Raw genomic sequence first — 26,388 nt, 5'->3', positions numbered from 1 at the left:
TCATTCCCTATTCGATTTTCTTCGACATTTTCCTCTTGCGGCGTGTCACACAATCTCCCCCTACCTCGTTATATGGTCAATTCCAAACGAGGAGCTGATTGGCATGAAAGAACGAACATGTGTGATTGTCGGAGGCGGTTACGCAGGTATCCACGCACTAAAAACCGTTCGCGATACGTGCAAAGGACTTCCGATCCGCTTCATCTTAATCGATAGAGAGCCTCATCACCTTCGCAAAGTCCTGTTGTTCAAACCGGCTGCTGCCAAAACAGATATCTCGATTCCGCTAAAAAGCCTGTTTCCAGACGGCGTCGAATTCGTCCAAGGTACAGTCACATCGATCAATGGGAAGGCGAAGACCCTCTTATTCCAAAACAAAAACGGCCAAGAACAGGCTTTGCCCTACGACATGCTCATCCTGGCAGTAGGAAGCGTCATTCGCCAACCGGAGCCAGAACAAGGCGGCATCGCTTTGACAGGCGTCGAGGCGGCCGAGGCGATTCGGGATAAGTGGCTTGCCAACATGCGCCAAGCTGTTCATGAGAAGCAGCCATCCGAACGAGAGCGATTGTTGACGATCGCCGTTGCGGGAGCGGGTATCAGCGGGATGGAGACCGCTGCGGAGCTGGCTTTTGCTATGCGCGAGGAAGCGAAGAACCTCGGCATTCATCCTGATGAAGTCAAAGTCTATCTCATCAACGCCCAAAACCGATTGTTTACGGAAGGTTCTGCCAAAATGGGGCGCAAGCTGGAGCGTGCACTCACGGATGGCGGCGTAATCATTCTCCATGGTCAAAAGGCCCTTCATGAGCGGGACGGAATGCTGACGCTAGCCAGTGGTCGCACGCTTGCTGTCGGGCTGTGCGTCTGGTCGCTCGGACTCTTGCCGAATCCCGCATTGCGCAGCATGGGTTTGCCACTGACCACATACGGACAGGTGGTCGTCGATGAATCCTATCGTGTAGCGGGAATGCCGGGAGTGTACAGTATTGGCGATTGTGCACACATCGTTGATCCAGCCAGCGGGCAAGCGGACACGATGACATGCAGGGAAGCCTCCGGCCAAGCGATACGTTTGGGCAAAATTGTACTGGCTGACTTGGATGGAACCCCTGCCCCCACACACAAAAGCTTTATGGACATTTACTGCGTCGGACTCGGCCCTGAACGCGCAATGGTTTGGACGAGAAAATGGGGACTCGATATCATTTTGACAGGGAAATTGGGGTGGAAGCTTCGCCAGCTCACCTGGAATATTGCCAGCATGATAAAATAGGAAAAAATAGGGACGTACGAAGACACAAGAGGAAGTGACACAGCCATGGAGGCTCTGTACAAACAATACAAGGGGCTCATGTTCCGCCTCGCCTATCAGATGCTCGGCTCGGCCACGGATGCGGAGGATATCGTGCAGGACGTATTCGTGAAGGCCTATGATGTCTCGCTGGAACAGATGACCGAACCGAAGGCCTACCTGTGCAAAATGACCACAAACCGTTGCCTCGATTTGTTAAAATCGGCCCGCAAAAAACGAGAACGGTATACTGGGCCATGGCTACCAGAGCCCATCTCTACCCCTGATGCAGACAGCTATGATTCTGTCATTACCAAAGATTTACTATCTTACGCGATGCTCGTCCTGTTGGAGCGGCTATCTCCTCCAGAACGAGCGGTATTCGTCCTGCGGGAAGCCTTTGACTTCCAATATGACGAGATTGCCGAGCTGGTTGGAAAAACCGAAGCGAATTGCCGCAAGATCGTTAGTCGGGCTAAAAAGAAAATGGGGATTGACCCAGAGGAACCCAACTTCAACCAAGAAAAAGAGCTCGGCGAAGAATGGATCGGCCGTTTTCTGTCTGCGCTGGAGCACGGAAATGTCGAAACATTGCTTACTCTGCTTGCCACAGACGCAGTCATGCTCTCCGACGGCGGCGGCAAGGTCACCGCAGCCCTGCATCCGATCTTGTCTAGCGAACGAGTGGCTTCCTTCTTACTCGGCTTGATGCGCAGCTTCTCGAAGCGTTCAGATTTCTCTGTAGAGCTCGCACCTTTAAACAACCAGACCGGGTTTGTGATCAGACTGGACGGCAGAATCGACACCGTGGTGTTTTTGCATATCGAACAAGGAGTTATTCGTAATCTCTACTTTGTCAGAAACCCTGATAAGTTAAGATTCGTCGTGTCGTAATCGGCTCCTTCCCAGCAAACGAATCACACAAGAATCTCACAAACAAACCCTCTTTCATTTCATAGTGAAGGAGGGTTTTGTTTCGCTTCATTCGCGTTCTAAAAAAGTGTGGTCAAAATAAGTTTTGAAATTCGGATACAAAAAGATCAGTGATTCTTTCAATTCGTTGCGTTCTGTATTTTCTTCATCCATTTCAAACAAAATTTCATGGTCAATTTCATAGATTCCACACTTCTCTTCATCCGGACTTTCTTGTAAATCGATACATCGTAGTTTGCCGTACTCTGCATCCCATGAAAAAGGAAGGTAACCTAGCTTGCAAAGCAATGGATTGTACATATCCTTTATACGGTCGAATGGCTCATCCATCCCTTGTTCAGGAATGACGTCGAAATAATGATGGTAAGTAGAAATAAAGGCTTTATACCACTCTGGAAATTTTAGCCCAAATTCTTCTTCGAGCGCTGCGACATCATCGTGACTTACGCTAGAAGGAACCAGCTTCCATCTGGACCATTCTTCATCGACATCAGCTACCTTCATGACATCAGGGACGTCTGGTCGCATCCATCTGCAAAAGCCTTCCTCTGTCACTTGGTTATATCGGGCATAGTAAGCTTCAAAACCATTCTTGATATACTCTCCTATATCCATTAATAAAGCCTCCTTTTTCCTATAGCAAGTCTGTTCCCCATAAACGTTTTGTTTCTATGAGCACTTCATCCTGAAATTCCATTTTGTATATATCGGGCTTTGACGTCTCCAATAAAAACTCCAAGTCGTACTGACTATCAAAGTACCCCATCATCAATGTCATAACTGCGCCATGCGTTCCTATTACAACTTTCTGTCCGCGATATTGTTCCAAAATCTTTTGCATCGTTCTTACCACACGATTCTGGCAAATTCGAATAGATTCCCCCCCAGGCAGCGAAAAGTCTGGCTCAGAAAACATCTTCTTTACTAATGGGTACAATTCGTTATCGGACATAATCTGATCATTTTCAATAAAAACGAGCTCTCTCAACTCTTCAAAAACGACGATCTCTTTCCCTACGGACTGTGCGAATTCTTCTATTGTTGCCATTGCCCTTTTATACGGACTCGAAATGAACGCATCTATCCCCTCGTCTTTCAATATGTGAGTGATGATATGGGCATCTGACCTACCTTTTTCCGTCAGCCCGCGCGTTCTCTCGTCTCCTTCGGTTTTCAGTGATTCTCCGTGCCGAACCATATAAATAAAGGTTTTCATATTTATCCTCCCTTGGACTTCTATTAGTGATGTTCTATATATACGACGAAACCCCCTTTCCATTTTTCACTAGAAAGGGGGGCCACTCTTAGATTTTGAACCTGTGCACGATCTCTTCCATCATCTGCGTCAAGCCGACATTTCTCTCTGAAATAGCAGCGACCTGTTGGTTGTTATCCGCAATAATGCGAGATTGCTCTGTAATCGCCTCTACACTGTGGGCACTTTTCTCCATGGAGTTTGTCACTTGCTCTACGACAGAAACCACACTGCTGATTGTGGAATTCAACTCTTCAAAAGAGGCATTGAATTCAGCCAGCAACGTATAGAAACGGTGTGCATCCAAATTGTACTTCTCCGATGTTTCCATCATGCTATCATAGTCAGGACTAACCTGTGTATCGATGAAATCCAATACACTCGACGAATGAGTCGCCAGATTGTCTACGGATTCACGCGCGACCTGGATAATGCGTTGAATATCAATCACGACCTCAGACGATTGCGTCGCCAGTCTGCGTATCTCATCCGCTACGACAGAAAACCCTCTACCGCTGTCTCCCGCACGTGCAGCTTCAATCGCCGCATTCAATGCCAACAGATTCGTCTGCTCAGAGATTGTGAGTATCGCCTCGGCCAACAGGTTGATTTTTTCCATCGATTCCTTCGAGTCGGTGATCGCAACTTCTGTTTGTGCCTTTACATTCATATAGAGCTCTGTCGTCATTTTATCCGCAGCCAATGCATGTTCCCGCAAAGCAGTTGCTCGCGAGCTGACATCCTGTGCGGTCGCAGCCGCTACTTCTGTTCTTTTCGTAATCGAGTGAATGATGGTCTCCATATCATTCAAGGTCGCATTCATCTCTTCTGTGGCCGCCATCGTCTCCTGCATATGGGCGAGCAAGATGCCCGTAGCCTCCGCGGTTCCGCTGGACTGCTCGCTTACTTTGTTGGTAGATTTCTTCGCGCTTTGCGCATTTTCAGAGACCGAGTGAGACACGGCTGCCAGCTTGCTCACAACCTCTCTTAATTGCTCACGCATGACAATGATCGACTGTGCTGTCAATCCTATCTCATCCTGCGTGCCCTGCTCGTTTACCGCCATTTTTTCCCGCAAATCAAATTGGGCCGTCTGCGTAATGATCTCCCTCATTTGATCAATCGGGCGGGTAATCCAACGACTCAGCAGGAAGGAAAGAAGCAACGCTCCTGCCACGGAACATACCAGCTTCCAGACAACGGACTCCAGATTGTCCGCCAGCTTCTGGTTCAGCTCTGTATTGTCATACACAATCTTGATAACACGTGATCGGCTGAGATCATTGGGATCTTTGCCTAGCTTGTACGGTACGAGGCGATAAGTGAGATCTTTCTCTTCTGTTTTTTCATGAAACTCTCTGATCTCTTGAGATTGGTATGCTTCCGTAAAAATCGGCAAGTGACTTTCGATCACCCGCAAGGCTTTCCCGTCGCTCCCTGTTCTCCCCAAAGCATAACCATCATGAGAAAAGACCAGAATGTCTTTTACCATGTCATATTTCTCCGTGATCCCCTGCGACACTGCCAAGAAATTAAAGGTCTGGAAAAGAGCGCTGTCCTGCAAATTCACACTGACTTCAAACAGGTACTTCTGGTCAAACGTAGGGAGATAAGCGAACTTTTTAATTTGACCTGTATTGACGGAAACCTCCATGCCATCAGAAGAAAACTCAGTTCCATCGATCCGCTTTTTCAACAGCTCCGTAAATGCCCCGGCATTGCTGAAATCAAGTCCAATATCGGTTTTGACGCTGGAATGAACGACCTTGATATTTCGGTCAATGATGAAAATATCCATCCCATACTGCTCACGCAGGGCTGCATAGTCCCACGACCCCACCGCTGGATTTTGCCGATAGTTGTTCGTTAACACTTGCAGTGTTTGCTGCATGCGGGTTTCCATGTCTTTCTCAAAAACACCGTATGCCATATCCACATTTTTCACTGCATTCGTGACATGATCCTCTACCAGCTGGTACTGTATCGCTTGGTCAGAAATAATATTCGCCTTGAACTGAACATAGTCAATAATAGACAACACAATGGCTACCAGCATCGTAAATAAAGAAATCATCAAGGTAAGCTTAGTACGAAAAGACATCCACATTCGTTTCATAAGTCTGCTCCAAGAGGTTTTATTTTTTAACATAACTTAACATAATTTACCACATCTTAACTTGTCAATCCTTTCATGAATTTACTGTATTTTGGCAATATACACACTAGGATTTACCATTAACACCGTGCTTATAGTGTCAATGAACACCGTATGAACTTATGCCCAAAACCGCACTGCACCGCCATTTGTTATGTTAAAATCGGCTCGAACAAAGATGTGCAAAACGTATGTAGGAGGACACCCACATGCAAAATCGTCAAAATGAAATTATTATTCCTGAAAATCCTGTTTCACACTTCCTGTTCACCAGCACAAAATCGGCTGCGATCTGGTTACTCATCAGATTGTATGTCGGCTATGCATGGATTACTGCCGGATGGAAAAAAGTCCAGTCCGATAGCTGGACTGGAGATGCGGCTGGCGGCGCAATTCAAGGGTTCGTAAAAGGCTCCCTGGCAAAAGCAGCCGAAGGAAAGGACGTAACGGGGTGGTACGCCTGGTTCCTGGAAAATATGGTATTGCCAAATGCCAAGGTGTTCGGCTTCCTCGTTGCTTGGGGTGAGGTACTCGTCGGACTCGGCTTGATCCTCGGCTGCCTGACAGGGATCGCAGCGTTTTTCGGCGGCTTGATGAACGTCAGCTTTCTGTTCGCAGGAACGGTCAGCACCAACCCACTCCTTTTTGTTTTTGCCACTTGGCTCGTTCTGGCTTGGAAGGTTGCGGGCTGGTATGGTCTTGATCGCTGGGCGCTTTCTTATCTCGGAACACCTTGGACGAGAAAATCGCGCGATGGTGTTCTGCCGATGAACAAGTAATCCTTACTTTAACTCTCTAATGACAAAAGCCACCTTTTGCGGGTGGCTTTTGTCGTCCCTTCAGCTAGATAGTTAATGAAGTAACGGACAAATTGTATGAATTTATTCCGAAAGGTAACCGAGATTTCTAGTGAATATTTATACATTGTGTTGAATGACTGTCTGATTGCTGTGCATTATTCTTTTGAGGAACTGTAAATTTTCTTATTTTTCAAATAATTAAACAGGAGGACTGTATGAACAAGTGGCTACTAGGCATTTCCACTGCTGTTTTGTTGTTTAGTCTCTCAGTCGGCTGTAGTTCGAAGCCCGCCGATAATATCCAATCCCCTCCAGCGGAAACAACTGCAAAGCCTACTACTTCAGAGCCAATGGTCTTGCAATGGAGCATTACCGGGGAGCCATCTACGATGGATGCCGGCATCGCAACAGATTCGACCTCCATGGACATGATCAATCTCACCTTCGAAGGACTGACCAGCGTCGACCGTCAAGGCCAGATGATCAACGCCATCGCGGAGAGCTACACGCACACTCCTGACTTCACTCATTTTACTTTTACCATTCGAAAGGACGCGAAATGGAGCAATGGCGATCCCGTTACTGCTCACGATTTTGAGTACGCCATCAAGCGCAATCTCGACCCCAAAACCGCTTCCGGCTATGCGTATCAGCTCTTCTATATCAAAGGGGGCGAGGATTTTTATTCTGGAAAAGGCAAGCCAGAAGACGTCGGGGTAAAGGCAAAGGACGACTACACACTCGATTTCACCTTGCGCTCACCAACACCGTTTTTCCGTGAACTGACCTCATTTACTACCTACTACCCGCTTCATAAAAAGACCATCGAGAGCAACCCCCAGTGGGCAACAGAAGCTAAAACAATTGTCGGCAATGGCCCGTTTATCATGGATACGTGGGAGCATAAATCCAAGCTCTCCTTCAGTAAAAGCCCTACTTATTGGGACAGCGCCAACGTCAAGCTAGACCAGATCCATATTGTCATCATCGAGGATAACAACACCGCCCTGTCCATGTTTGAAAATGGCGACCTGGATTGGGGAGGCTACCCTTCCTTTGGCTTGTCGCCGGATGCGGTCGGTCAGATCAAGGCAGAGGGTAAGCTGCTCGTCGCAGATAACCCCGGCACCAAAGCCGTCATCTTCAATACAGAGAAGCCCCCGTTCACGAACAAAAAAATTCGCCAGGCGTTTTCGTATTCGATCAACCGACAGCAATTGGTGGATAACATCCTACAGACTGGTGTTCCGCCCGCTTATGGCTGGGTTCCCGTTTCCATGGGATTGAATCCGGACGGCTACTTTAAAGAGGATGTGGAGAAGGCGAAGCAGCTTTTGGCGGAGGGCATGAAAGAGCTCGGGCTGACTCAATTCCCTAAAGTCACGTACTACTACGACACCGGAGAAACGGACAAGAAGCTGGCTCAAGCACTCCAGGACGAATGGAAGAAAACATTGGGGGTCGACATTGACATTCGCACCTCAGAATGGAAAGTGTTCAACGAGGATGTCCAAAATGGTAAATACGACTTCGGCATCTGGCTATGGGGAGCCGATTTCAACGACCCAATCAATTTCCTCGAAATGTACAAGGACTTGGGTGGCAACAACGTCGTTCGCTTCGAGCACAAGGAATACCGCGATTTGCTCAATAAGAGCTACTATGAGACCGACGAGCAAAAGCGCAAGCAACTGTTGTTTTACGCTGAAAGAATTCTCATGGAAGAAATGCCGCTGGCACCGCTGCACTTCCGCGGTAATGCTTATGTGAAAAACGACAAGGTGAAGGACTTTGTGATCCTCCCTCTCGGCGGTTCCTACTTTAAATACGCGTATATTGAAAAATAATAAAGCGCGGGCATCGTCTCTATGCGAAACAGATAGAGAGATGCCCGCTTCTTCAATCACAGATACCTAGCGATAATTTGAACTAACTTTGCAGGGAACTCATGTAAATTGGTAATATCCAAAAATCTTTCATTCCCATAGATTTCACTTATCACATCCTTGTCTTGACCAATTGCTGCCGCTAGAAAGGTAACTCCTTTTCGTTCATATTCCTGTATGGTCTGTTTCATATCTGTAACCGCATAACTTCCGGTATAGTCATCCATTGCTTTCGGTTGTCCGTCACTTATGCTAATCAACAGTTTTGTCTTTTGGGGGGAAGCGGCTAATCGTTCCGCCATAATTCTAAGCGCCATGCCATCGCGATTATTACTTCTCGCATGAATCCTCATTAACCTGAAGCGATCATTGGCATCCGCTTTATCGTAGTCGGCATAGGCAAAGATCGACATTTGCTCCAATCTGGAAACATCCGCCGTATCACCGTAGATTAAAATGGGGATATGACAAAGCTGACAATATTCATATACGGCGATCACTGCTCGTTTTGCAGCTTCTAATCTCCCGTAAGCTGACATCGATGCGGATTCATCGACCCTAAGACCAACCACAAGAGAAGGGGATTCCGTTGGAGGACGTTTCTTGGCAAAATACTTGTAATCCCTGTAAGCAACGCTGTCTGCTTGAAATTTGCTGCCATAGTAACGATTCCTCGCAAAGTCGGAAGAGATCTCATGTTCCAGGTACGGAAGTGTCTTTCTGGAAATCTCTTGCACGATCGGCATGAGTCCCTGACAAAGACGAACATATTCCTGTTGGTTTTCCTCATCGTAGTCTGGACGGTGAACAAGGAGCTTTACTTTTTTATGAATCGAATCAGAAATGACCTCTCTTGCCTCTCGATTCAGCTTTTTACGGAAATCGCGTTCCTTTTGTTTCGCTTCCTCTGACATGGATTCAGGATTTGCCTGATGATATTTGGGAGAGCCATCTTCTCCCAAGCCTGAGCGTTCCATATGGGTAGCATCATCAGAGACACGGGAAGAGCTCTCGTCACTATCGGCAGACTTCTTCAATGCGATTCCCTTTTCCTCTCCATGGTTGTCTTTGCCAAAATCAGTGTCGTCTATATCTCCCCATGCCCTGATCTCTACGGCGTCGTCAGATTTTCGTTTTTTTTTAACTCAATCTCGGCTTCTTCCAAGCTGGCAAACAAACCATGATTTTTTAGTGCTTCTTCCAAAAGCTTTATTTCTTCCGAGTCGGTTGTTATCTTGTAGATGACCTTATGATAAAGGGATTCTTTTGCGGAAGCTCCTCCGGCAATCGCATCTGCCCAGTAGAAAAAGGAACGCATTCCAGCCACGCCCTTGATCGCATTGGCCCGCGCTGTTCTGTCTAAAACCATAATCATGTCCGCTAAAATACCCAGCACCTTTCCATCTTGAAAACCGGTTTTGGCCATGACACGTTCGATCATGATTTCTTTGGTCGGCAGGTCCATCTTTTCCGTATGCTGAACCCTGTCGCGTAGCGCTTCGTTTAACGGTCTGGTTCCCGCATAACTGCGGTTTGTTGTGATAACCGCGATGAAGTCTGGGTGCCTGCGTATGATCTCGGTGGGAAGATTGATGCTGCCATCCAGCTCCAGGGCAGAGTTTAATGCCATTAACACCGCAGCATCGCGAATTACGTTTGGTTCCTGGATTTCCAGAAGATAACCCTTTTGATAAGCTCTGACGATTTCCGAAGGGTAAAAACGGTACTCAATCGCTTCGCCATCGGTGTTTTCCGTTGCTGCAAGCTTCAGTAATTGCTTCATCTTTAAAGCTGCCTGTTCCTGTGTAATTCCCAGTGCGTCCATTACAATTTCAGCTATGCTTTGAAGCCCATCGCTTTCATATAAAGCTTTCCATACCGCTTGCTCGGCAGGCTCCATTTCCTCTAGACGTTCAGAAGAAATGACCGGCAAAATAGCGCCAATAATATCCGATTTATCCATATCGGCAAAACAAGTCACTTTCGTATACGGCAGCCCGAAATTAGCCGATAATGCTTTGGCTAGTTGTGTTTTCCCAGAGCCGGCGTCACCTTCTAACAGTATATTGGCGATTTTCATTTCCCCGCGATGCCAGTTGCGTTTGATTTCTTTACTAATGCGCTGTTCTTCTTCACTGACCTTATGAGTGGATGGCTTTTTCCAAACAAGCTTTTTTTCTGCATCCGTCAACTGTCTTTCGGGTGACAAATCATATTTTTCATTTTCCGTCATCACATTTCTACTCCCCTCATAGCGCTGGGCCACTCTGATCTTTGCTCTTTTTCTCAACAAGAAGAGGAAGCAGCAAAAACGCACCGATTATAATCAAAACACCGCTCACCACATATACCGCAACCAGCGAGAACGTCTCCTTCAGATAGCCGGATATAAACATGCCAATCACCATCATTCCCATAAAAACAGGCATGATCGTACCAGATACCCGACCAATAAATGCCCCTTCTGTGTTCCGTACAAGCAGCGTCTGGATTCCGCTTTGAATACAAGGAAAAAAGAAACCGCTGATCACTAATAGAGCGATGGTTAGCCAAATCATAGTAGACGCGCCTATTCCCATCGTACAAACGGCCGAGACAAGTAAGCCTATCATGAGCAACATCTGTGGCCTCACCTTTTTCGCTATCCCGATTATGATAGCTCCTCCTGCCAGCATGGCTGCCCCATTGGCCATAACCAGCCACTGCAAAAATTGTTTGTCCTGTCCCAAATTCTCGATGACAAGGAAGATTTGAAGCGGCTGCGTCAGACCTGACGCCAATCCGACAGCGGAGAAAGTCAAACAGAGTGTTCGTAAGGAGTGATTGGACCCGATATAGCGCAGTCCGGCCTTCAGTTCCTTGATGAAGCCGCCGGCATCGTCAGACTTCGGTTCCTCCGCGTCACGGGGAAGCGTCGCTAAGATAAGAGAAGACCCCAGGAACAGAACGGCAGTCAAAATCAGAGAGACTGTAATTCCAAACTGGATGAAAATAAACGTGCCGATGACCGGACCTAATACCGTAAAGACAGCGACAAGTGTTTGGGACATTGCCATCGCGCCTTGCAGTTGTTCAGTTGGTACATGACGCTTGTACAGTTTCATGGCCGAGGGTTGGGAAAATTGAGACAGGCTGGCGGAAATAAATGTTCCGATGAGAAGTGCCATCCATCCACCATTCATGAGCGCAAGCAGCACAGCCCCGACGGACAGGGCAGACAGCAGATCGCTCCAAACCATCGTCCGCTTCGGCCGCCATCGGTCGGCAAAGGTTCCGCCAATCAGGCCGAATAGAAAAATAGGTGCGAATTCCGCAACCGAAATCAGTGATACATAAACCGAATTGTTATTCGTCAATTCGCTAACGAAAAGAAGAACGGCATAATTCCGGGTCCAAATCCCCAAATGCAGCAGCACGCGGGAGAGGACAATCGTTCGAACATAAACATTGGAAAACATTTCAATACCCCATATCCTTTAATAGTTTTGATAATGTGCGCAGACGTTCGCTGATCATCTCATCGTCATAGCTCAGCGCTTGGCTGAACAGCTTGATATCTTCATGAAGAGTCTCGTTATCCGTACATATCGCCACGTTCATTGCATCCCCTTGCAGAGCAACCCGGTCGATGACGGGCTCTTGCGGGTCATAATAATGCTCATATCTGTATGCGTCGCGAAAATGGGCCAAAGACCGACAAATCAGTATGGACATGTCAAGAACGCGATGGAGCGGCATTTCCTCCGATTGTTTTGACCATTCTTCTCCTGTGTATCTCCATACCTTGGCAGATAGATCAACCTTTCTTCTGGAGCTGCCCTCTGCCACTCCCAGAGAAAGTGCTTTTGCATCTGTGTTCCTAGCTAATCGGCCATCAACGCGCTCATAGTTATCCGACACGACAACAGGCTTATGGTTCAAGTTCGTCGATATTTTCATTTTCTTTCCCTCTTTTCGTTTGATTATTGTTCTTTCTTTTTTTCCTGGTGGTATCCGCGCTCTCCGTACGGCTGGAGCTGGTCGAGCCATTTTTGTTCCAATTTTTTCAGCGCATCTTTTTCATCAAAGAATCCGTCTTCCTTCTTTTTCAAAACCTCCAACACTTCAAAGACGAATGCCTCTTCTCCGTACTCATTCCATTCCCGTTGAAGCTGCTTGTTTATATGCGAACCCATTTTGAGAGTGAACAGCTTTCCGTTCATCGTCTTGAGGTTGCGGGTGCCACTGATCCAGATTTTTTGATTTTCGGTGTTTTTGATCTGATACACCCCTGCCTGCGTTTCCGATTCTTTATACAGTTGTTTCAGTTCTTCTCGATTCATCGTTTCTCCCCCACTTTTCAGCAACCGAACTAAATAGACAAAATCAGTTTTTGTTTATTATTTAATAAACATAATGATCTATCGTCTTTTATTTGTCAAGCACACAAAAAAAACACCGGAACATGTCCGGTGCCTAATTTGGGTTGGGTTACAACGAGTACAAGGCCAATGAATCTCCAACAAACAATAGATAGAAATGTCTATACTTATGCTTGTTAGCGAATTCCCTTCTATAACGTTTTCACCATATAGTAGCGATCGTTTCCACTTCCATATTCCGCAATCCGTGTCTCGATAACCGCAAAGCCTGCTTTTTGATAAAGTCCGACTGCTCCAGTATTATCAGGGCTTACGGTTAGGCAAATCTGACGAAACCCATCCTCACGTAGCTGCTCCAGCAAATGGTTCAAGAAAGAGAACCCATACCCCATCCCTTTACGATCTGCTCGGATGTAATACCCATACATGTAGCACTTGTCCGGCTGACGGAAATCCCTCAAGAGCTGGCATACCCCGACAGGACACTCCTCCTCCGCTTCCATGAAAAGTGCAACGCAGCCATGTCTCGCGAGTGGCACGAGCACCCATTCATCAATCGCTCCATGTACGCCAAAAGCCTCCTGCTCCATAGCCTTGATCATCTGAAGCTGGCTTTCTGTCAATGCCTCGACGATTTCTACGCGCGTATTTTGCATTCCAGTCATCTCCCTATACGGGTTGCCGCCTCGCTCCGATGACTTGTTCTGACTTAACCGTTATGTCGGCAAGCACCGCTTCATCTAGCTCTACACCTAAGCCTGGCTGATCTGACACGACAATCTGACTTCCGTGAATCGCAAGCTGAGCCACATCCCGCGAAATGATCGTAGGTCCTGCCAGCTCGTTGGAAATGATGTTTTTCTTCGCCAGAGACAAATGTGCACCAGCTGCACTGCCAATCGAGGACTCCAGCATCGAACCGATCTGGCACTCCATCCCAGCCATTTCCGCCTGATTCACCAATTTGAGAGCAGGATAAATCCCTCCACTTTTCATCAGTTTGATGTTTACTTTATCTGCCGCTTTCTTCGCGATGACTTCCCGCATTTCCTTCGTGCCATGCAGTCCCTCGTCTACCATAATGGGAATCGTTGTTTGCCTGCGGATTTCCGCCAGCGCATCAAGATCATCTGCCAAGACAGGCTGCTCCATCCAATCAATGTGACAATCCTCGAGCTGTTTCAAAACAAGCAAGGAGTTCGCACGGTTCTCCCACCCTTGGTTGGCGTCCACCCGCAGCCCTACGTCAGGGCCAACTGCTTCTCGAACTGCCCGGATTCGCTGGATATCTGTCTGAAGATCCGCTCCCACTTTTATTTTGATCGTGTCATACCCGGCTGCCACTGCTTGCCTAGCTTCCGCAGCCATGACCCCTGGCTCCAAAATGCTTAACACATAGGGGAAGGAAAGAGTCGTGTGATATTTTCCTCCCAAGAAATGATAAACAGGTTGACCAGCCGCCTTGCCCATCAGATCATAGCAGGCGATATCAATGGCGGCTTTTGCTGCTGGTGCTCCCCAAACAGCCTGGTTCATCTTCTCATGGATTCTCTCGATATCAAACGGATTCTCACCGATCATGACAGACGCCAGGTTATGAACGAGCATCGTATAGGTAGACTCCCACGTCTCTCCGGTCACATTTTGGTCCGGTACCGCTTCCCCTAGTCCAACCAAGCCATTGTCGGTCTCCACTTTTACAATAATGGACGGCATATCCTCATAAGAGGCGTACGCGATAATAAATGGGCGTTTTAGCGGCAACCTTATGGCATGAACCTTTACAGACGTTATTTTCATACTCGACTACCCTCCGTAGCTACTACTCGTGGAATGATTCGATAATAAAGGGACATGGCATTCACAGAGCCATCTTCGCCTTTTACAAAGCCAACTGTCAGCTCGCTTCCCTCTCTATCGGTGATAAATTGATGCTCCCCAATTGGTCGCAATAGATAGTTTAGTTGTTTTCCACCAAACGCATCCGACGTTTTATCTATCATCATCAGGACATCCTCTACCATATATACGATGATATCCACTCCTTCCCCACTAACGTATCGACCGACATACTCTTCTAATTGGCCAAGAGGGACACTGTATGTCTCGAATTGGTACTGTGGCGTATTCAATGGACGCCCTTCTACGGCATGAAGTGCTGTCAGAGTGGCTTTTTCGACGGGGCTTCCGATCAAATTGGCCAAGGCCATAGATGTAATACCCCGTTCGGGAACAATCGCTAAATGGGCAGCGACACCTTTGATCGCTCCACCGTGCTTGATCAAGGTACCCCCATAGTAGTCGGGTTGAATGGATAAGCCATACCCGTAATACCTGCTGTAGCTGTTCTGGACATGCGGATAGATCATTTGTTTGACGCTCTCCTCGGATAAAATCCGTTCCTTGCCCACACATCCGCCCGTACGGAAAATTTCAGCGTAGTTCAACATGTCATTCACTGTTGAATTCAAATGCCCCGATGCCGCTACGAGTAACCCATCCTCCCAATTTGGATCAGGGTAAATCTCAGATACGCCATTGCTCTCTTTAAAATGATAGATGGTCGTTACATCCGGTAGGTGTGGCAGATCGCTCAGAAGGAAGGTGCTGCTCTTCATGTCTGCTGGTTCCAAAATATGCTCTTTGACATAAACGTCATACGATTTCCCACTCACTCTGGCAATGACCGCTCCCAGGAGAGAATAGCAATCATTCGAATAGCTGAACAATTGTCCTGGAGAGCCCACCAGCTCATATTCCGCCAGGGCAAGAGCTTCCATCAGCTCTTCGAACGTGTAGATTGGTTTCTGGTACTCCTTTTTCAAGTAACGGTGTATCGGGTTATCCTCGTCAGCCATGTCTTCGAGCATGGAGTTGCGAATCGCCAAGTTATCAATGGGCAGCGGCGGTATGCCCGTCGTGTGCGTCATAAAATGATGAATCGTCATCTGCTCCGTCTTTTGACGATCCGGAGTACGAAACTCAGGGAGGTACTTGATCACCGGATCATGAACAGAGAGCTTTTTCGCTTCTTGTAGCTGCATGATCGCCATGCATGTAAAGGACTTCGTAACGGAGGCCAAACCCATCACGGTATCGGGAGTGATTTCGAGTTCCTTTTCCCGATCCCGGTAGCCAAAGCTTTTGCGAAACAGGCTCTGCCCATTCAGATTCACACCCATGACGAAGCCCGGAACTCTGCCTTCCTTCATTTCTCTTTCAACCAGTTGTTCCCACTCTACTGACCAGCCTTGCTGTCTCATTTCTTCCACCTCTTTCGAATGTTGTCATACCACGCCCTACTCGTTCACCCACATGTCCTGAATAATCAAGGATGCTAATGGATTTGGCTTGACGCCTTGAATCCGGTTACTGACGACCATGAATGTCTTTGCGGAATAGAGCGGAATCCAATAGGCCTGTTCCACGACTCTTTTTTGAATGTCTGCAAAAACCTGCTGCCGTAGCGCTTGATCTGTTGTCGTTCGTCCTTTATCTAGCAGGCTATCGAGCTGTTGATCACTGAGACGAAAGAAATTCAAGCCCCCGATCTGACTCGAATGCAATAACAAGTGCAAAATATCTGGATCGACGCTGCCATGACTCATTGAAAACAAATCGAACTCGCCCTTCAGTGCCTGTTCAAGAGCTGTCGCTGATTCATACTTTTGGATATGCAATTCCACACCAATCTCTTTGAACATGCTTTGCACCAACTGATGTCCGGGATTTGTATCTTCGATGAGCATCGTCAGGCTGAACGTTTTCCCATCCTTTTCCCTTATCCCTTGCGCGTTTGGCTTCCATCCTGCCTCTTCCAGCAGTTGTCTGGCTTGATCAGCATTGTACCTGTAGCCGTACTGCTCTACTGCCGCATCGTATCCGATCATCGTTGGCGGGATCGGTCCGTAGACAGGCACCCCCTCTCCTTGCAGATCTGCCATGATCAATGCATCTTTGTTGATCGCCAGGTTCAGTGCTTTTCTCACGCGGACATCCTGCAAGATTTCATTTTCCAGATTCATCCCAATGAAGTACTCTGCAGGCTGCATTCCTTCCAACACCGTAAAATCTTTGTGATCCTTGTATTTCTTCGCGTCTTTCGGGGGTACAGTGGCAATATCAATCGTCCCACTGTCGAGAGCAGCCATCATGGTCTGGTTGTCTTGAATAAATTTAAGAACGAACTTGTCTGGTCTCACTGGTCCTTGATTCTCAGCAAAAGGAGATGCCCACTTATACTCGTCGTTTCGTACCAGTGTGATCGATTCGCCTGTTTTCCAGCTCTCGAATTTCCACGGACCTACCCCGACAGGATTGCGCCCCAGCTCATTTCCGTATTTGTTTCGTGCCTCTATGGAAATGGGTTGCTGGTAGCCGCCATATGATAAGTTAGAAAGTAATGAAGCGGAGGGCTTATCCAAATGAAAGATCAATGTGGAATCATCAGGAGCTGAAATGGATTTGATCGAAGATACGTCCGGTCCCGTAACCGGTGAGGCTGTTTTCGGATCGAGTGCACGTTCATAGCTTTGCTTAAAAACTTCCGCAGTGAGCGGTGTTCCATCATGGAACTTCACGCCAGGGCGTATCTTGAACGTCATGGTCTTGCCGTCTTCCGAGATCGTGTACGATTCAGCCAGATGCGGCTTCAACTCAAACGTAAAGGGATCGAGGATCAGCAGAGCTCCCCCCAATAGGCCCCCGACAAAATTTCCCGCTGGCAACGACGTCTTTTGCGGGTCCAGCGTATCTGGCTCCATCTGGTAGCCCATGGTGATCGTCCCTCCCTTTTTGGGCTGGGAGTTTTTTGCTGGTTGATTTGCTTGCTTCTCGTCTGGAGCTGGAGCAGAACTGCAACCAACAATGGAAAAGACGAGTACACACATAAGTAAAACGCTGCGTATTTGGCCCTTTAACCGTTCTGGTAGCATGTCGGGACCTCCTTTTTCGAGTCATTTCCATTCGACGTCCATTCTCGTCGTTATATAGTCGCTAATTAGGTCGGATTGCTTCTAGGATGAGGGATGTGGGGGTCCCGGACTTCCTTCACAAACGGAAAAGCCGGGACAGGTTGATGTTACATGAGGAGAATCATGGATGATTAAGGCGATACACAGCCCGCGGGCGTCCTTGCTGATACGGCTGTTCTTCTCCGACGACCTCTACGACCTGATGCTCGATCAGCTTTTTCAAGGTTCTTTCTGAGCTGCGGCGACTGATTTGGAGGTACTCGGCTAAATCGGAAGCGGTGAAGCGGTTATCGCGGCGAAGCTTGACAAACTGCATGATTTTCGTGATGGTAGCGACACTTGCGCCAGTCTTCTCCGCGATTTCCAGCACTTCCTTGTTCTCACTTTTTAATCGGAACGTCTTCGATTCGGTATTTAACGGACCAATCACTTCTTTTTCATCCGTTACCAGATAGGCACTGCTTTCCTTTGCTTTCTGGGCATGATAAATCGCAATGCGTGCGTTGGCTTCGGCCTCTTTCGCGGTTAGGCCAAAACCAAACCCGATGACAATCGTCACTTTGGCAAGCAGATCGACATTACCCAATACTTGCATGATCTTCCCAGATTCAATCATTTGCTCGATGCTGCCTCTCGTGCCATAGATGATGAATTGATCCAGTCCCCATTTTTGAATGGAAGCATCAGTCTCTTTGACGAGCTCCAGCAGCTCTTGCAGCAAAATAATCGTCGCATCCTGCCATTGTGTCTCTACTGGCGGACCATCATTTTGCTGGATCGCTACAATTCCCACAGCGATCTGCGAATTTTTGCTAATTTTCAATTGACCATAAGCAACGGCTTGATTGACAGCATCGCGAATATTCTTATCGGGACTGACGAGCGATGCGGAAGGGATGTTCATCTCACGCAATCGACTGTATACGTAGTCAACGCCAGTCAGAGCAAAATGGCTCTTTTTCTGTTCCCAGCGCTCCTTGTGGAACTGGATAATCGCCTCTACGTCAAATCTCGTCCCGCCTTCTTCAATAATCTCACTGTAGTCTTTTACATACCAAGGCGTAGAAGTAATGCCCAATTCTTCAGCCACCTTCTCAATATACGCCGCTTTTGGCAAATCTATCGAGATGCGGTCCAGTCCTCCCGGTACGTTTAGTAAGGTATGAAACAAAGAGAGGGAAATGGTATATTCATCGATCGGGATGTACACAGCAGGCAGCTTCTTTTGCTCTACCTTTTCCTTGGCAAAAAAATAAGGAAGTGGGCCAGCAAAAAGCAGCACGTCGCAGTCATGGATTTGATCAAGCAACGCAGCGCTCTCTTTGGGGTTTTGGTATGTATACGAAGTCAGTTGAATGTAATCGATGGATTGGGTATGCTTCAAGATCCTTGGCAAAAATTCTTCCGAAGAGATTACTGCTATCGTAATGGTCAATGTTCCACTCCCTCATCTCTCTATGATTTCCACACGTCCTTGAACACGCGGATGAAGTTTTTGCCCAAAATACGCTCAATCGCTTCATCCTTGTACCCTCTTTTGGCAAGGGCACGCACAAGCTCTGGAACCTTGGTATGTCCTTTTACGACATCAAAATCTTTGCGTCCTGCTTGGATAAACACATTGGGAGAATCATATTTCATGAATGGCTCGATGATGTCCAGACCCAGTCCGACGTGTTCAACTCCAACCAGCTTCACGATGTGATCGACGTGGTTGATCAAGTGCTCGATATCAGCCTGGTCGTCTGTGTCCGCTACGAACAGATTGACGCCATTGATGCCGATTACGCCGTTGGTGAATGCGATCGCCCTGATTTGTTCATCCGTCAGATTGCGCATGGAGCTGGCTAATGTCCGACAGTTGGAATGAGAAGCGATGATGGGCTTACGCGCTACCTCGATCAGATCCCAGAAGCCTTCGTCATTCAGATGGCTGACATCAATGATGATGCCCAGTGCTTCTGCCTCTTCGACGACGCGGATGCCGAACTCCGTGAGCCCTCCCTTACGCCCTTCCCGTACCGGACTAAAATGACTGCCATCTCCAACGAAGTTCCGTCTGCTCCACACAAGACCCATAAGGCGCACGCCCAGCTCGTAAAAAACACGGAGCATACTCAGATCATTATATAACGGTTCCGCACCTTCCAGAGAGAGCACAAAACCAATTTTCCCCATTCGCTTCGCGGTCTCGATGTCACTCACACTTTTGCAAACCATGATTTTCTCAGGCGATTCATCTGCCTCCGCGTGCAACGCGCTGATTTGTTGCAGTGCTTTTCTCAAGCCCATCTCCGGCAGGAATTTGTTGTCGATATAAATCGCTGCGACAACTGTATGCACCCCACCCGCGACGAAATCAGGTAAATAATCCGTTTCAATCACTTTTCGTCTTCCATGCTCCCGCTGAATGGCAACATCCAGCAAAAGGTCAAAATGCCCGTCGATTCCATGTGTCATGCCTCATGCTCCCCCTGTTATTTCAGGTTTTCCGGGTTAAGTGGTGCAAGCTCCGGTAAAAGAAAGCGTCCGTCTCTGCGAATCAAGTGGTCATCGAACCAAATCTCACCGCCACCGTACTCCGGGCGTTGAATCATGACCATGTCCCAATGGATGTTTGACTTGTTGCCATTGGATGCCTCGTCATAGCATCGTCCCGGGGTAAAGTGGAAGCTCCCGTCGATTTTTTCATCGAATAAAATATCCTGCATAGGCTCCCGAATGACCGGGTGAACCCCCAAAGCAAATTCCCCAATGTACCGGGCACCTTCATCCGTATCCAAAATGTTGTTCAAACGCTCTGTGTCATTGGCTGTGGCGTTAACAATCTTCCCGTCCACAAACTCCAAGCGCACCTTTTCAAAGGTAAAGCCTTGGTAAGGCGAGGGCGTGTTAAACGATAGGACACCGTTCACCGAATCGCGAACAGGGGCCGTAAACACTTCACCGTCTGGTATGTTATAGTGCCCCGGACACGGAATCGCTGGAATGCCTTTGATGGAGAAGGTCAGCTCTGTGCCAGGTCCCGTGATTTTTACGCGGTCAGTTCGCTCCATCAGCTCCTTGAGCGGCTGCATGGCTTTTGCCATTTTGGCGTAATCCATTGTGCAGACATCAAAGTAAAACTGTTCGAACGCTTCTGTACTCTTATTCGCCAACTGCGCCATGGAAGGCGTCGGATAACGGAGATAGACCCATTTCTTTTTGAGACGCACAATACTTACCTCTTTGAAAAAGGACGTAGCCAGCTTCATCTGCTCATCAGGGACATCAGACATTTCGTTGATGTTCAGCCCACCCTCGATGATGATGCACGCTTGCATTTTTTCCATTCGTTCTTTGTCCAGCTCTGCCCCTAAACGGAATTGCTCCTCTGTTCCCGCCAGCAATAACTGACGGCTAATCGAGGATTCACGCAGGTTCACAAAAGAATGTCCACCTGCTCGCGAAACCGCTTTGATTAGCTCCTTTATCAGAGCGGTGTCCACCTCCATCGCATCAATCAGCACGTTATCTCCCGGCTGAACATTCGTAGAGTAATTCACCAAAACATTCGCCAGCTTCGTAAGACGTGGGTCCAACATCTATCTATCACTCCTGCTCCTTTATTTTTCATAAAGATGACAGGCAACCAGTCTGCCATCTGTTTCTGTAAATGGAGGGGCTTCTGTCTTGCACACGTCCATGCACGCCCAACAACGCGGGTGAAACTTGCAGCCCTGCGGCGGATTAGACGGAGACGGCAGATCCCCAGTTAACATGATCCGTTCTTTTTTCTCGTCAGGATCGGTGATAGGAATGGCGGAGAGAAGCGACTGTGTGTAGGGATGCATCGGACGTTGAAACAGCTCTTCTTTTTTCGCCAGCTCAATCACTTCTCCCAAGTACATCACCGCTACTCGATCGGCGATATGCTCGACGACACTCAAGTCATGCGAGATAAAAAGATACGTGAGCGAAAACTGCTCCTGCAAATCCTGAAGCAAATTGAGAATTTGCGATTGGATCGATACATCCAGAGCGGACACAGGCTCGTCAGCTATGATGAGCTTTGGCCTGAGCATCAAGGCGCGAGCGATCCCGATTCTTTGCCTTTGTCCTCCGGAAAACTCATGGGCGTATCGCGACAAATGATTTTTGTTCAAACCGACGATTTCCATCGTTTCTTCGATCATGGCTGTACGCTCGCGCTTTGGGATACCATGGGCAATCAATGGCTCTGACAAAATGTGCTGGATCGTCAGCTTTGGATTGAGGGTATCAAATGGATTTTGAAACACCATTTGCATATCACGCCGCAGCTTCTGCATGTCTGCCTTCTGTAAGCTGCGGATATTTTGACCCTCGAACACGATCTCGCCGTCTGTCGGCTCGATCAAACGCAAAATGCATCTGCCCAGTGTTGACTTGCCACAGCCTGACTCTCCCACGATTCCCAACGTTTCACCTGCGTTGACAGTCACGTTCACTCCATGGACGGCATGCACGTAACTCGGCTGCTGGAACCACCCTTTGCGGACAAGGAACTTCTTATTCAGGTTCTTCACTTGCAAAAGAGGCGTCTTCATCCATTCACCGCCGTGCTTTCCCTATTCTCTCGATACAGCCAACAACGGCACTCCGACTGTTGATCCACATCCAGCAACGGGGGATTTAGTTCCAAACAGACAGGCATCGCCTTCTCACATCGCGGAGCAAAACGACATCCCTGCGGATAATTATCGGGAGTCGGCACACTTCCCGCGATACTGTGCAATCTCTTCTGGCCTTTGGCATTATGTGGCGTCGATTTGATCAAGCCCATGGTGTACGGATGCTTGGGGCTGCGCAGCAGTGTGCGAACATCAGCCGCTTCAATGACCTGCCCGGCATACATCACCAGTACCCGGTCACATGTCTCGGCGACGACGCCCAAATCATGCGTGATCATGATGAGCGACATGCCCAGCTCTCTTTGGATTTTTTTCATGACATCCAATATTTGCGCCTGAATCGTTACGTCTAGTGCAGTCGTCGGTTCGTCCGCTATCAACAGCTTTGGATGACAAGCAATCGCCATCGCGATCATCACGCGCTGTCGCATCCCCCCTGACAGACGATGCGGGTACTCGTGATAGATTTCATTGGCACGTGAAATGCCTACCTGCGTCAACAGCTCGAGCACTCTTTGTCTCGATTGGACTCGGTTCATGCCCTCGTGCTTTTCCAGTCCTTCGCTTAATTGCTTGCCGATGGTCAGTACGGGATTCAGCGAAGTCATTGGCTCCTGAAAGATCATGGCGATCTCTTTTCCTCTGATCTTCTGCATCTCTTTTTCGCTATAGCGCAAGAGATCGGCTCCGTTCAGTTGAATACGGCCTGCAATGCTTCCGTTTTTACCGAGCAAGCGCATCATGGATAGAGAGGCAACGCTTTTTCCACACCCTGATTCTCCAACGATCCCGACCGATTCACCTTTTTTGACCTGCAAGCAAAGATTGTCCACCACCCTGAAAGCCCTTTCATTTTTCAAAAACGTGGTAGTCAATCCCGTCACTTCCAACACGTTTGTCACGTTACTCACTCCTTTTTTGGGAACGGAAGCTCGAAAACTATGATTTGGGATCAAAGATATCGCGCAATGCATCCCCGAGCAGATACACCGTAAAGACGACCGCCGTAATCGCAAGACCGGGAAAAGTAGCAAGCCACCAAGCTTCTCGCAAGTAATTTTTCCCTTCATTCAGCATCGTTCCCCACTCAGGTGTAGGAGGCTGGGCACCCAAACCGATAAAACCCAGTGCCGAGGTTCCCAAAATGGCACTCCCTATGAACATAGTCGTATAGACGATCAGCACGTTGGAGATGTTCGGAATGAACTGGCGCGTAATGATCCACCAATTCGAGCTGCCGATGGAGCGGCTTGCTTCCACATAGCCGGATTGCTTAATCGAGAGTGCTGCACCACGAATCAGAATCGAAAAGGCCGGAATCGATGATATTCCGATCGCGATCATCGCATTTTCCTGACTCGGTCCGAGCACAGCTACAATAGCTAGAGCAAGCACAATGCCGGGCAACGCCAGCATGATGTCCATGATTCTCATAATCAAATTATCAACAATTCCTCCGAGGTAAGCACAAGTCACACCAATCAGCGTTCCTGCTACAAACGTCATGACAGACGCCAGCACAGCTACGGTCATTGTCACTCTTGTTCCGTACAGCATCCGGGATAAAATATCGCGGCCAATCGCATCTGTCCCTAGCCAGAAGTCTTTCGACGGTCCTTGCATAAATGCTTCGTAGTACGTTTTCGTTGGATCATGCGGAGCGATCCACGGCCCGATAATTCCCAGTAAAACAATGCAGAGCATCATCAGGAAGCTGTATTTCGCTTTCTTTTGCTGCATGATCTTCTCCCATAATTCGAAACGAGGCATAGACCATTGCTTGCTCCAAAACACGTTACGCCCCCTCCTTCGCGGCGTAGTCAATGCGCGGATCGAGAACCGCGTACAGGACATCAATCAAAATGACAACGAGGACATACACAGCCCCTATAAACAGTGTCGTTCCTTGAATCATCGGAAAATCCCGCGAGCTAATCGCTTGAATCGCCAAAGTCCCCACTCCTGGCCAGCCAAAAACCTGCTCGACAATCACAGCCCCGCCCAGCAAGCCAGCCAGTTCCAGGCCAATGACAGCCACAATCGGAATCATCACATTGCGAAAAGCGTGCCGCAGCAGCACAATTCGTTCATTCATCCCTTTCGCGCGTGCTGTTCGGATATAGTCATTGGACAAAACCTCCACCATGCCCGCACGAGTGAGTCGGCTGAGTGCGGTCGCCGTCAATATCCCCAAGGTAAACGCTGGAAGAACCATGTCTTTTAGTCCCGTCCCTCCCGCAATCGGAAACCAGCCCAGATGGACGGAGAACACAAGGATGACGAGTAAGCCCAACCAAAAGCCGGGTATGGACATCCCAAAGGTGGAAAAGGTCATGATCGCTCCGTCGATGGGTGTATCCTTGTATTTCGCCGCTAGGACACCCAGCCCGATACCAATCACAACTGCCACCACGAGGCTGGCGACTGCCATTTTTGCTGTCGCGGGAAAACGATCGGCAATTTCTGTGCTGACAGGTCGACCCGTTTTCAGGGAAGTGCCGAGATCCCCTTTCAAAACACCAGAAGCATAGTCGAGATACTGGACAACCAAAGGTTTGTTCAAGCCCAGCTCTCCGCGAAGCGACTCGATTTGTTCTACAGTCGCCCGCTGCCCCAGCATGATCCGCACAGGATCGCCGGGGATGAGATGAATGAGCAAAAACGTAAAAACGGAGAGTCCAAACAGGACAAGGATGCCCGACAATAGGCGCTTCACAATATACTGCTTCATGAGGTCTTCACCCAGATGAGTGAAACCGTATAAACTAGCTTCTTCTTGTTGCGTTCCTGCACTTTGCTCTCCTCCCTCTTTCTTCACTAACGACACTTGTCGTTATAGTGTCGTTATTAATTAAAGATAGTCTATTCCAAATTTACAGAAAGTTCAACTCGTTTTTTCTCGCCCCATTCAAAAAGAGCATGGTCCCTTTTACCATGCCCCTTCTGAAGTATCGTTCCGTCGTCATTCCTTGCCGTGCCTCATCTGTAGCAATACGTTTGCCGTTAGCTGTGGATGACTGAGGGGAAAATGATGAGCAACGGAGAGCCTTTCAATCTCTACATTCGCTTTCCTGAATGCATCCTCTGCTCCTTTTGTCAGCTGATACGTTTTATCCTGAGTTCCCCATACGATCTGGGCTGGAAAAGGGAAAGGCTGTGTTGCTGCCGCCATTTGCCGGAATTCGTTCATAAAGTAGCGCAGCACTTCTGTATGCGTCTTGCTGATGCGCGGGGATTGCAGGAGCTTCCCTGCCTTTTCTACATAGCCTTTTGGCATTTCCTCCGTAGACTGAAATACCCCTTGCTCAAGCATTGCTTTTTCCAATTTGGCTGGCGTTAACTGCTTTTGCAAAAAAAGCTGAAGGAGGGCTGGACTTTTCCCCAATCCTGCCAGCAGCAGAGAATACTTCGGTGCATGCAGGGGCGGCTGCAAAAGGTATAGCTTCTCGATTTTTTCTGGTACTCGCTTTGCTGCCTCCCATGCCAAAAACCCGCCAAATGAATGTCCTGCAAGATGAACCGGAGACGGCAGCTGTCGCAATGCCTCGGCCACTGCCTCGATAAAGCCCTCAACCGGTTTTTCGTGATGGTGATAGGGCGATCTGCCAAACCCGGGCAAATCCAATAACCATACTTCCTGTTCACCCAGCTGTTCAGCGAGCGGGAGTAAATCGCTCATCTCACTGAAAAGCCCGTGCACGAGCAGCCACGGAGTACCCGAGCCTTCTTTCTTGTACGCGGCCATGCCTGCGATTTGCTCTCGGTGAAAGCTAGGAGGTATTTTCTGATCCTTGACCGACAAACGGTAGTCCAGATCGGCAATCACACTGGGAAGATACGCCGCTACGTCGTATGCATCGATGCCTTTTTTCGCTTTCATTTGCTGAAAGGGAGTGAGCGGGAAGTCTTTCTTTACGAGAAAATCCATCGAATTGGCAGGTACCCCGAGCAAGCCGCTGCCGCCGTTATGCAAGATTTTTTTCAAGACCGATACCGGGAAAGGAATGGTTGGTGGCTTCATCCGTAATTCTTTAGCCATCAACGAAATCAGCTCTGAAAAAGCTGGCGTGGCACTCCGC

Annotated in this window: 24 protein-coding genes; 4 read left to right on the top strand and 20 right to left on the bottom strand. The window is 48.3% G+C overall.

Translation table 11 applies throughout. From position 1 onward, the window contains the following. The first annotated feature begins 103 nt into the window (after positions 1–103). Positions 104–1,276, top strand: a complete 1,173-nt coding sequence (locus tag HP568_RS25990) for an NAD(P)/FAD-dependent oxidoreductase (RefSeq protein ID WP_173630629.1) — start codon at positions 104–106, stop codon at positions 1,274–1,276. A gap of 45 nt (positions 1,277–1,321) precedes the next feature. Continuing rightward, entirely contained in the window at positions 1,322–2,188 is an 867-nt protein-coding gene (locus HP568_RS25985; protein ID WP_173630628.1) for an RNA polymerase sigma-70 factor, read from the top strand. 87 nt (positions 2,189–2,275) lie between these two features. On the opposite strand, the gene HP568_RS25980 is transcribed toward HP568_RS25985, so the two are convergent. From HP568_RS25980 to HP568_RS25970, 3 genes are all read right to left on the bottom strand, one after another. Then, the gene (locus HP568_RS25980) at positions 2,276–2,842 is read right to left on the bottom strand and encodes an SMI1/KNR4 family protein (RefSeq protein ID WP_048034847.1); all 567 of its coding nucleotides are present in this window, start codon (positions 2,840–2,842) and stop codon (positions 2,276–2,278) included. A 19-nt stretch (positions 2,843–2,861) separates the two neighbouring features. Beyond that, a complete protein-coding gene (locus HP568_RS25975; protein ID WP_173630627.1) occupies positions 2,862–3,443 on the bottom strand; it encodes a histidine phosphatase family protein in 582 nt (193 codons plus the stop codon). 88 nt (positions 3,444–3,531) lie between these two features. Beyond that, positions 3,532–5,598 carry a methyl-accepting chemotaxis protein gene (locus HP568_RS25970; RefSeq protein ID WP_173630626.1) on the bottom strand — a complete coding sequence of 689 codons (2,067 nt, stop codon included), beginning with the start codon at positions 5,596–5,598 and terminating at the stop codon, positions 3,532–3,534. Between the two features lie 248 nt (positions 5,599–5,846). On the opposite strand from HP568_RS25970, the gene HP568_RS25965 reads away from it, so the two are divergent. Next, entirely contained in the window at positions 5,847–6,416 is a 570-nt protein-coding gene (locus HP568_RS25965) for a DoxX family protein (RefSeq protein WP_048034850.1), read from the top strand. Between the two features lie 236 nt (positions 6,417–6,652). Then, on the top strand, positions 6,653–8,284 hold the full coding sequence (locus HP568_RS25960) for a peptide ABC transporter substrate-binding protein (protein WP_048034851.1): 1,632 nt from the start codon (positions 6,653–6,655) through the stop codon (positions 8,282–8,284). Positions 8,285–8,340: 56 nt separating this feature from the next. On the opposite strand, the gene HP568_RS25955 is transcribed toward HP568_RS25960, so the two are convergent. The 17 genes from HP568_RS25955 to HP568_RS25875 all read right to left on the bottom strand — a co-directional run. Continuing rightward, positions 8,341–9,360 carry a vWA domain-containing protein gene (locus tag HP568_RS25955; RefSeq protein ID WP_173630625.1) on the bottom strand — a complete coding sequence of 340 codons (1,020 nt, stop codon included), beginning with the start codon at positions 9,358–9,360 and terminating at the stop codon, positions 8,341–8,343. Positions 9,361–9,434: 74 nt separating this feature from the next. After that, positions 9,435–10,556, bottom strand: a complete 1,122-nt coding sequence (locus HP568_RS25950; RefSeq protein ID WP_173630624.1) for an AAA family ATPase — start codon at positions 10,554–10,556, stop codon at positions 9,435–9,437. 16 nt (positions 10,557–10,572) lie between these two features. Continuing rightward, entirely contained in the window at positions 10,573–11,781 is a 1,209-nt protein-coding gene (locus tag HP568_RS25945; protein WP_173630623.1) for an MFS transporter, read from the bottom strand. A gap of 1 nt (position 11,782) precedes the next feature. After that, the gene (locus HP568_RS25940) at positions 11,783–12,262 is read right to left on the bottom strand and encodes a DUF6530 family protein (RefSeq protein WP_048034855.1); all 480 of its coding nucleotides are present in this window, start codon (positions 12,260–12,262) and stop codon (positions 11,783–11,785) included. A gap of 23 nt (positions 12,263–12,285) precedes the next feature. Beyond that, positions 12,286–12,645, bottom strand: coding sequence for a GIY-YIG nuclease family protein (locus HP568_RS25935; protein WP_048034856.1), 360 nt, complete (start codon positions 12,643–12,645; stop codon positions 12,286–12,288). Between the two features lie 230 nt (positions 12,646–12,875). Further along, a complete protein-coding gene (locus tag HP568_RS25930; RefSeq protein ID WP_048034857.1) occupies positions 12,876–13,340 on the bottom strand; it encodes a GNAT family N-acetyltransferase in 465 nt (154 codons plus the stop codon). 13 nt (positions 13,341–13,353) lie between these two features. Continuing rightward, the gene (locus HP568_RS25925; protein ID WP_173630622.1) at positions 13,354–14,484 is read right to left on the bottom strand and encodes a mandelate racemase/muconate lactonizing enzyme family protein; all 1,131 of its coding nucleotides are present in this window, start codon (positions 14,482–14,484) and stop codon (positions 13,354–13,356) included. Beyond that, the gene (locus HP568_RS25920) at positions 14,481–15,947 is read right to left on the bottom strand and encodes a serine hydrolase domain-containing protein (protein WP_048034859.1); all 1,467 of its coding nucleotides are present in this window, start codon (positions 15,945–15,947) and stop codon (positions 14,481–14,483) included. Before HP568_RS25920 ends, HP568_RS25925 begins: the two co-directional genes overlap by 4 nt. A gap of 36 nt (positions 15,948–15,983) precedes the next feature. After that, positions 15,984–17,618, bottom strand: coding sequence for an ABC transporter substrate-binding protein (locus HP568_RS25915; protein WP_173630621.1), 1,635 nt, complete (start codon positions 17,616–17,618; stop codon positions 15,984–15,986). Positions 17,619–17,778: 160 nt separating this feature from the next. Next, positions 17,779–19,092 carry a helix-turn-helix domain-containing protein gene (locus HP568_RS25910; RefSeq protein ID WP_173630620.1) on the bottom strand — a complete coding sequence of 438 codons (1,314 nt, stop codon included), beginning with the start codon at positions 19,090–19,092 and terminating at the stop codon, positions 17,779–17,781. Positions 19,093–19,112: 20 nt separating this feature from the next. Then, positions 19,113–20,117 (bottom strand): dipeptidase, encoded by a 1,005-nt coding sequence (locus HP568_RS25905; RefSeq protein ID WP_173630619.1) that lies wholly within the window; start codon positions 20,115–20,117, stop codon positions 19,113–19,115. A 17-nt stretch (positions 20,118–20,134) separates the two neighbouring features. Further along, entirely contained in the window at positions 20,135–21,241 is a 1,107-nt protein-coding gene (locus tag HP568_RS25900) for an aminopeptidase (protein WP_173630618.1), read from the bottom strand. 21 nt (positions 21,242–21,262) lie between these two features. Further along, the gene (locus HP568_RS25895; RefSeq protein WP_173630617.1) at positions 21,263–22,225 is read right to left on the bottom strand and encodes an ABC transporter ATP-binding protein; all 963 of its coding nucleotides are present in this window, start codon (positions 22,223–22,225) and stop codon (positions 21,263–21,265) included. Then, positions 22,222–23,211 carry an ABC transporter ATP-binding protein gene (locus HP568_RS25890; RefSeq protein WP_173630616.1) on the bottom strand — a complete coding sequence of 330 codons (990 nt, stop codon included), beginning with the start codon at positions 23,209–23,211 and terminating at the stop codon, positions 22,222–22,224. The genes HP568_RS25895 and HP568_RS25890 overlap by 4 nt, the downstream gene beginning before the upstream one ends. A 37-nt stretch (positions 23,212–23,248) precedes the next feature. Further along, on the bottom strand, positions 23,249–24,103 hold the full coding sequence (locus HP568_RS25885) for an ABC transporter permease (protein WP_048034866.1): 855 nt from the start codon (positions 24,101–24,103) through the stop codon (positions 23,249–23,251). Between the two features lies 1 nt (position 24,104). Beyond that, complete coding sequence (gene nikB / locus HP568_RS25880; RefSeq protein ID WP_309142240.1) at positions 24,105–25,127, bottom strand: nickel ABC transporter permease; 1,023 nt, start codon at positions 25,125–25,127, stop codon at positions 24,105–24,107. Positions 25,128–25,271: 144 nt separating this feature from the next. Further along, positions 25,272–26,388 (bottom strand): alpha/beta hydrolase (locus HP568_RS25875; RefSeq protein ID WP_173630615.1); only part of this gene is annotated, 1,117 nt, incomplete at its 5' end.

This window comes from Brevibacillus sp. MS2.2, from assembly GCF_013284345.1.
Taxonomy (GTDB): domain Bacteria; phylum Bacillota; class Bacilli; order Brevibacillales; family Brevibacillaceae; genus Brevibacillus; species Brevibacillus brevis_C.
The sequence above is the reverse complement of the archived record's forward strand: the minus strand, read 5'-3'. Positions and strand labels throughout refer to the sequence as shown.

Bases quoted from the DNA above. Each gene is read 5' to 3' on its own strand.
- HP568_RS25920 (WP_048034859.1), bottom strand. From the start codon at position 15,947: ATGAGACAGCAAGGCTGGTCAGTAGAGTGGGAACAACTGGTTGAAAGA.
- HP568_RS25895 (WP_173630617.1), bottom strand. From the start codon at position 22,225: ATGAAGACGCCTCTTTTGCAAGTGAAGAACCTGAATAAGAAGTTCCTT.
- HP568_RS25975 (WP_173630627.1), bottom strand. From the start codon at position 3,443: ATGAAAACCTTTATTTATATGGTTCGGCACGGAGAATCACTGAAAACC.
- HP568_RS25970 (WP_173630626.1), bottom strand. From the start codon at position 5,598: ATGAAACGAATGTGGATGTCTTTTCGTACTAAGCTTACCTTGATGATT.
- HP568_RS25935 (WP_048034856.1), bottom strand. From the start codon at position 12,645: ATGAATCGAGAAGAACTGAAACAACTGTATAAAGAATCGGAAACGCAG.
- HP568_RS25965 (WP_048034850.1), top strand. From the start codon at position 5,847: ATGCAAAATCGTCAAAATGAAATTATTATTCCTGAAAATCCTGTTTCA.
- HP568_RS25900 (WP_173630618.1), bottom strand. From the start codon at position 21,241: ATGTTGGACCCACGTCTTACGAAGCTGGCGAATGTTTTGGTGAATTAC.
- HP568_RS25925 (WP_173630622.1), bottom strand. From the start codon at position 14,484: ATGAAAATAACGTCTGTAAAGGTTCATGCCATAAGGTTGCCGCTAAAA.
- HP568_RS25980 (WP_048034847.1), bottom strand. From the start codon at position 2,842: ATGGATATAGGAGAGTATATCAAGAATGGTTTTGAAGCTTACTATGCC.
- HP568_RS25915 (WP_173630621.1), bottom strand. From the start codon at position 17,618: ATGCTACCAGAACGGTTAAAGGGCCAAATACGCAGCGTTTTACTTATG.
- HP568_RS25950 (WP_173630624.1), bottom strand. From the start codon at position 10,556: ATGACGGAAAATGAAAAATATGATTTGTCACCCGAAAGACAGTTGACG.
- HP568_RS25985 (WP_173630628.1), top strand. From the start codon at position 1,322: ATGGAGGCTCTGTACAAACAATACAAGGGGCTCATGTTCCGCCTCGCC.
- HP568_RS25905 (WP_173630619.1), bottom strand. From the start codon at position 20,117: ATGACACATGGAATCGACGGGCATTTTGACCTTTTGCTGGATGTTGCC.
- HP568_RS25945 (WP_173630623.1), bottom strand. From the start codon at position 11,781: ATGTTTTCCAATGTTTATGTTCGAACGATTGTCCTCTCCCGCGTGCTG.
- HP568_RS25960 (WP_048034851.1), top strand. From the start codon at position 6,653: ATGAACAAGTGGCTACTAGGCATTTCCACTGCTGTTTTGTTGTTTAGT.
- HP568_RS25940 (WP_048034855.1), bottom strand. From the start codon at position 12,262: ATGAAAATATCGACGAACTTGAACCATAAGCCTGTTGTCGTGTCGGAT.
- HP568_RS25930 (WP_048034857.1), bottom strand. From the start codon at position 13,340: ATGCAAAATACGCGCGTAGAAATCGTCGAGGCATTGACAGAAAGCCAG.
- HP568_RS25990 (WP_173630629.1), top strand. From the start codon at position 104: ATGAAAGAACGAACATGTGTGATTGTCGGAGGCGGTTACGCAGGTATC.